Source organism: Longimicrobium sp., assembly GCF_036280135.1.
Taxonomy (GTDB): Bacteria; Gemmatimonadota; Gemmatimonadetes; order Longimicrobiales; family Longimicrobiaceae; genus Longimicrobium.
Map to the genome: position 1 here is coordinate 1 of NZ_DASURI010000174.1, position 5,650 is coordinate 5,650.

7 protein-coding genes are annotated in these 5,650 nt (G+C 73.8%); all 7 read left to right on the forward strand.

Annotated elements, in window-relative coordinates; genetic code table 11:
* Nucleotides 1-715: urocanate hydratase (gene hutU / locus VFZ20_RS05190; RefSeq protein WP_329682773.1), on the forward strand; the 715-nt coding region annotated here is incomplete at its 5' end.
* Nucleotides 712-1,644 (forward strand): alpha/beta hydrolase, encoded by a 933-nt coding sequence (locus VFZ20_RS05195; RefSeq protein WP_329682774.1) that lies wholly within the window; start codon nucleotides 712-714, stop codon nucleotides 1,642-1,644. The genes hutU and VFZ20_RS05195, both read left to right, overlap by 4 nt.
* On the forward strand, nucleotides 1,641-2,444 hold the full coding sequence (locus VFZ20_RS05200; RefSeq protein WP_329682775.1) for a methyltransferase domain-containing protein: 804 nt from the start codon (nucleotides 1,641-1,643) through the stop codon (nucleotides 2,442-2,444). The genes VFZ20_RS05195 and VFZ20_RS05200 overlap by 4 nt, the downstream gene beginning before the upstream one ends.
* 327 nt (nucleotides 2,445-2,771) lie before the next feature.
* On the forward strand, nucleotides 2,772-3,287 hold the full coding sequence (locus VFZ20_RS05205; protein WP_329682776.1) for a hypothetical protein: 516 nt from the start codon (nucleotides 2,772-2,774) through the stop codon (nucleotides 3,285-3,287).
* A 16-nt stretch (nucleotides 3,288-3,303) separates the two neighbouring features.
* Complete coding sequence (locus tag VFZ20_RS05210; RefSeq protein WP_329682777.1) at nucleotides 3,304-4,197, forward strand: glycerophosphodiester phosphodiesterase; 894 nt, start codon at nucleotides 3,304-3,306, stop codon at nucleotides 4,195-4,197.
* Nucleotides 4,198-4,289: 92 nt separating this feature from the next.
* Nucleotides 4,290-4,829 (forward strand): BON domain-containing protein, encoded by a 540-nt coding sequence (locus tag VFZ20_RS05215; RefSeq protein ID WP_329682778.1) that lies wholly within the window; start codon nucleotides 4,290-4,292, stop codon nucleotides 4,827-4,829.
* Nucleotides 4,830-5,176: 347 nt separating this feature from the next.
* On the forward strand, nucleotides 5,177-5,650 hold a 474-nt coding region (tilS, locus tag VFZ20_RS05220), incomplete at its 3' end, for a tRNA lysidine(34) synthetase TilS (RefSeq protein WP_329682779.1).

The following is a 5,650-nucleotide window of genomic DNA, read 5'->3' on the forward strand; positions in this document are numbered from 1 at the left end:
CTTCGACTACGGGAACAACATCCGCACGGTCGCGCTGGATGCGGGCGTGAAAAACGCGTTCGACTTCCCGGGCTTCGTGCCGGCGTACGTGCGGCCGCTGTTCTGCGAGGGCAAGGGGCCGTTCCGCTGGGTCGCGCTCTCCGGCGACCCGGCCGACATCCACCGCACGGACGAGCTGGTGCTGGAGCTGTTCCCCCACGACGAGCACCTGCGCCGGTGGATCACCCACGCGCGGGAAAAGGTGGCGTTCCAGGGACTGCCGTCGCGCATCTGCTGGCTGGGGCAGGGCGAGCGGGCGCGCTTTGGCGTGGCGCTGAACGACCTCGTGGCGTCGGGCGAGCTCAAGGCGCCCATCGTCATCGGCCGCGACCACCTGGACACGGGGTCCGTGGCCTCGCCGTTCCGCGAGACGGAGGCCATGAAGGACGGCAGCGACGCCATCGCCGACTGGGCCATCCTCAACGCGCTGGTCAACGTGGCCAGCGGTGCGTCGTGGGTGAGCTTTCACCACGGCGGCGGCGTGGGCATCGGCAACTCGCTGCACGCGGGGCAGGTGATCGTGGCCGACGGCACGCCGGAGATGCGCGAGCGGCTGCAGCGCGTGCTGACGAACGACCCCGGGATGGGCGTCATCCGCCACGCCGACGCGGGGTACGAGACCGCCGTGGAGACGGCGGAGCGCGAGGGCGTCCGCATCCCCATGCGCGAAGGATGACGGCGGGCGGCGCGGCGCCGGGGAGCACGACCCCCGCGCCGCGCACGCTTTCGATCGAAGTGGACGGCGTGCGCCTGCACGCGCTGGAGTGGGGCGCGGGTGGGGATGCGCTCGTCCTCACGCCGGGGCTGGGACAGAGCGCGCACGTCTTCCGCGAGCTGGGGCCGGCCCTCGCGGCGGATGGCCGCGTCGTCGCCCTCACGCCGCGCGGGCACGGCGAGTCCGGCACGCCGCCGGCCGGCTACACCGTCGCGGGCCTCGCGGCGGACCTGCGCGGCGCCCTGCACGCGCTGGGCATCGCCCGGACGACGCTCGTGGCGCACTCCGTCTCCGGCGCGGTGGCCACGCGGCTGGGGGCGGACCATCCGGAGCGGGTGCGTGGCATCGTCTACCTGGACGGCATCCACGACTACACGCGATGGGACGAGGTCGTGCGGGCGAACCCGTATCCGCCGCCGCCCCAGCCGTTCTTCGCGGACGCGCGCATCCGGCGGGCGTGGCACCGGCGCTACGTCCCCGGCTTCTGGTGCGCGCCCCTGGACGCGGACCTGGCCGCGCGTCCCGGCCCCGCGGACGAGTCGCGCCGCCTGGAACTGCTGGCGGAGGTCGTGCACGACGTCCAGTCCCATCCGCCGCCGTACGCGTCCCTCCGCGGTCCGCTCCTCGCGCTGACGGCGGGCGAGGACGTGGCGACGCAGTTTCCCTGGCTGGATCCCGCGGACGCCGCCGCTCGGCAGCGCGCGGAGGCGTACCTCCGCGACGTGCGCGCGCCCTGGCGCCGCGCCTCGGCCGAGCGCTTTCTGCACGAGGCGCCGCACGCCCGCGTGGCGGAGGTGCCGGGCGGCCACTTCTTCTTCCTTTCCGCGCGCGACCGGGTGGTGGACGAGGTGCGCGCCTTCCTCCGGACCCTTCCCCCCGACGCATCGTGACCAACGGCCCCGGGTACGTGGATCCCGCCTACCTGGACGCGGCCGCGCGGCTGGCGTCCGGGGGCAAGCGCCTGAGCTACGAGCGGATGCAGGTCGGCGCGGGCGCGGCCGTCCTGGACGTGGGCTGCGGCCCCGCCACGGACACGCTGACGCTGGCCGCGCTCGTGGGCCCGCACGGGCACGTGGCGGGCGTGGACCAGGATGCCGCCATGGTGGCGGAGGCGGATCGCCGCGCGGCCGCCGCGGGGGTGGCGGACCGCGTGGAGCACCGCCAGGGCGACGCGTCGGCGCTCCCCTTCGCCGATGGCCGCTTCGACGCCGTGCGCAGCGAGCGCCTGCTGATGCACCTGCCCGACCCCGAGGCCGCGCTGCGGGAGATGGTGCGCGTGGCGCGTCCCGGCGGGCGCATCGTCGTGCTGGACACGGACTGGGGCACGCGCTCGGTCGACACGCCGGAGACGGAGCTGGAGCGGCGGATGGCGCGGGTGCTGGCGGAGCTGTGCCTGCTGAACGGCTACTCCGGCCGCCGGTTGTACGGGATGATGAAGCGCGCGGGCTTCGCGGACGTCGGGGTGGACGTGGTTCCGCTGCACGTGACGGATTACGGCCTGTGGCGTCTGCTTTCCCGGCTGGACACGGCGGGCGAGCAGGCCGTGGCGGCCGGCTGGATGACGGCGGACGAGGTGGCGCGCCTGGACGGCAGCTGGCGCGCGCAGGGCGACGCCGGGACGTTCTTCGCGCTGACGAACATGGTGATGGTGACGGGCGTGAAAGAGCAGGGAATAGGGAATAGGGAATAGGGAATAGGGAATAGCGGGCAACGACGGCGGATTTCTTCAGCGTGTAGCCGGCTCCTTGCGAGCGCCCCCTCCGGGCTCGCGGAGCTCGCCCACCTCCCCCAATACCCCCTGGGGGAGGTTGAACAGCGGGTTCATCCACGTAGGGCCGCTCCCGCCGTTGTAGGCTGTCCCCTGTCCCCTGTCCCCCGTCCCCCGCAGTTGCAGGCTATTCCCTATTCCCTGTTCCCTATTCCCTGCAGTCCCGCAGTTGCGGCCCCCCCGCCCGGCGGCCTATGTTCACCCCCGTCTGCCAGACCGTTGTCCGCAGCCCCTGGAGTCATGCTTTCAATGAGCAGGAACGCCGCCCTTTCGTCTACCGGGCAGGCCTACGTGGAACGCCGCCGCGCCCGCCTTGCCGACGCGCTGGACCGCCCCGCCACCGTCGCCGGCGCCGACGCCGAGCCGCTCTCGGCCGAGCGGCTGGAGTTCATGCGCCGCGAGGGCGAGGACCTGTACTGGAACGAGCTGGAGTGGGAGGAGCTCACCGACGAGGAGGCCATCCCCGGCGGGCACCTGACGGAGATGGTGTTTCCCGGCTTCCTGGCCTACATCCGCGGCCTGCTCGTGGAGACGGTGATGGAGGACGCGCTGGCCCCCGCCCGGCCCCACCCCGACGTGGTGGAGGAGATCCTGGCGTTCCTGGGCGAGCGCTACGCCGAGGCCACGACGGAGCTGGAGTCCGGCGCCGATTCGCAGAAGCTGGTGTGGCAGCGCCACATGACGGCGCGGCTCATCGACTTGGTGCTGTACCGGCTGTACCGCCTGACCCCGGCCGAGCAGGAGCGGCTGGAAACCGTCGCCTGAGCCGCGCGGCCGGCCCGTGCGGCTTCCCCGGCTTCCCCTGGGCGGCGGCGCCCGCCCCGGCCACCGCTACCTGGCGGGCGCGCCCCTGCTGATCGCCCACCGCGGCGGATCGCTGCTGGCGCCGGAGAACACCCTCGCCGCGTTCCGGCGCGCCATCCACTGGTGGCGCGCCGACCTGCTGGAGATCGACGTCCATCCCACCCGCGACGGCGACTGCGTCGTCATCCACGACCCCACGGTAGACCGCACCACCGACGGCCGCGGCCGCGTCGCCGACTTTACCGTCGACGAGCTGCGGCGGCTGGACGCCGGCCACCGCTTCACCCCCGACGGCGGCGCCACCTTTCCGTACCGCGGCACGGGCGTGCACATCAGCACGCTGCGCGAGGTGCTGGAGGAGTTTCCCGACGCCCGCGTGAACGTGGAGGTCAAGGACGGCCGCGCGCAGCCCGCCGTCAAGCGCACCGTGGACGACCTGCGCGCCCATCACCGCGTCCTCATCGCGGCGGGCGATTCACGCAACCGCTCGCTCTTTCACGACTACCCGGGCCCCACCAGCGCCGGGGCGCAGGACCTGTACGCGTTCTACGCCATGCACCTCAGCCGGACCACGCGCCTCTACCGGCCGCCCGTGGACGCGTTCCAGATGCCGGAGCGCAACGGCGGCCGGCAGGTGCTCAACCGCCGGCTGGTGGACGAGGCGCACGCGCACAACGTGGCCATCCACGTCTGGACGGTGGACGAGGAGGCCGACATGCACCGGCTGCTGGACTGGGGCGTGGACGGCATCATCAGCGACCGGCCGGACCGGCTGGCGCGCGTGCTCCACGCGCGCGTAGGGCGCCCCCTGCCGCCCGGCGTGCCCGCGGACGAGATGGAGCCCTGGCTGGAACGGATCGTGCGGCCCTGAGGGCGCCGCGCGGGGCGGATTGGGCCGATGAGAATCCGCCGCCGCGCATCCGCTGATCCACACCTGTCCAGCCACTGCAGGGGAGACCGCTGATGCCGCGCTACGATCACGATCGGGGGCGTCCCGGCCCGTGGGGCCCGTCCGGCCGCGACTTTGGACCGGGGGGATGGAACGCCGGCGACGGATACGGCGGCGACTTTCGCCCGCAGCCGCGCGGGATGGACGCGCAGCGCGGCCCCCAGGGCGGCGGGCCGTGGGACGAGATGGATGGGGAGTGGAGCAGCGGGCCCGTGTACGGCCCGGCCCGCTACGGCCTGGGCCCGTACCACCAGCGCCTGCGCAGCCGCCGCCGCCCCGACGACGAGGTGCGCAAGGAGGTGGAGGACGCGCTGTTCTACGACACCTGGGTGGATGCCGAAGCCATCACGGTGGAGGTCGCGGACGGCGTGGTGACGCTGCGCGGCGAGCTGCCGGACTACCACGAGATCCGCTACGCCACGGATGATGCGTGGGACGTGGATGGCGTTCGCGGCGTGCACTGCCAGCTCACGGTCAACGGCACCCGCCGCCCCCCCGTGGACGGCGTCCCGCGCAGGACGGCGCAGGCCGGGAACTCGGTCGGAAACGGCTGATCCGCCCCGCACCTTGATCGCCGCCCACCCGGGCGGCGATCTTGTTTTGCGTGATGGGCGGCCTCCCAGCCCCGGCGACTGAAGTCGCGGCTCCGAACACGTGATGTCGGCCTTCGCCGACGGGTCCGGCGCGGGCGAGTGCCGTGGGTGTGGCGATGTCCCGTCCACCCATTGGCGAGCCCAGGCACTCGACCCGCCTCCCGGGACGCAGTTCTCCCCCTCCCCCCGCGACAGCGGGGGCGAGGGGGTGGGGGGAGGGGGGCACTCCGCGGGCAAGACACGGCCCGCTTCCGCTCATCCCGGCGGGCCGACGTCCGTCCAAAACGCTGCCGATCCTCCTCCGACTCATGCACCGCACCTCCCAGCGCCCCACGTTCGCCGAGCGCGTGCGCCGCAGCCTGGACGGGCTGGGCGTTCGCGGGACGGACGCGCACGTGCTGGTGGCCGTGTCAGGGGGATGCGACTCCGTGGCGCTGCTCCACCTCCTCCGCTTCGCCGCGGACGACGCGGGGCTGCGGGTGAGCGCCGCGCACTTCGACCACGCCATGCGCCCCGGCAGCGAAGGCGACGCCGCGTGGGTCTGCGGCCTGTGCCGCGCCTGGGGCGTGCCGCTGATGGACGCCCGCGCGGACATCCCCCCGCGGACGGAGGCGGAGGCGCGCGACGCCCGCTACGCCTTTCTGCGCCGGGCACAGGAGGCGTGCGGCGCCGCCTTTCTCGCCACCGCGCACCACGCGGACGACCAGGCGGAAACCGTGCTCTTTCGCGTCCTGCGCGGCACGGGGCTCGGCGGGCTGGCCGGCATTCCGCCGCGTGACACG

Bases quoted from the DNA above. Each gene is read 5' to 3' on its own strand.
- VFZ20_RS05205 (WP_329682776.1), top strand. From the start codon at position 2,772: ATGAGCAGGAACGCCGCCCTTTCGTCTACCGGGCAGGCCTACGTGGAA.
- VFZ20_RS05195 (WP_329682774.1), top strand. From the start codon at position 712: ATGACGGCGGGCGGCGCGGCGCCGGGGAGCACGACCCCCGCGCCGCGC.
- VFZ20_RS05215 (WP_329682778.1), top strand. From the start codon at position 4,290: ATGCCGCGCTACGATCACGATCGGGGGCGTCCCGGCCCGTGGGGCCCG.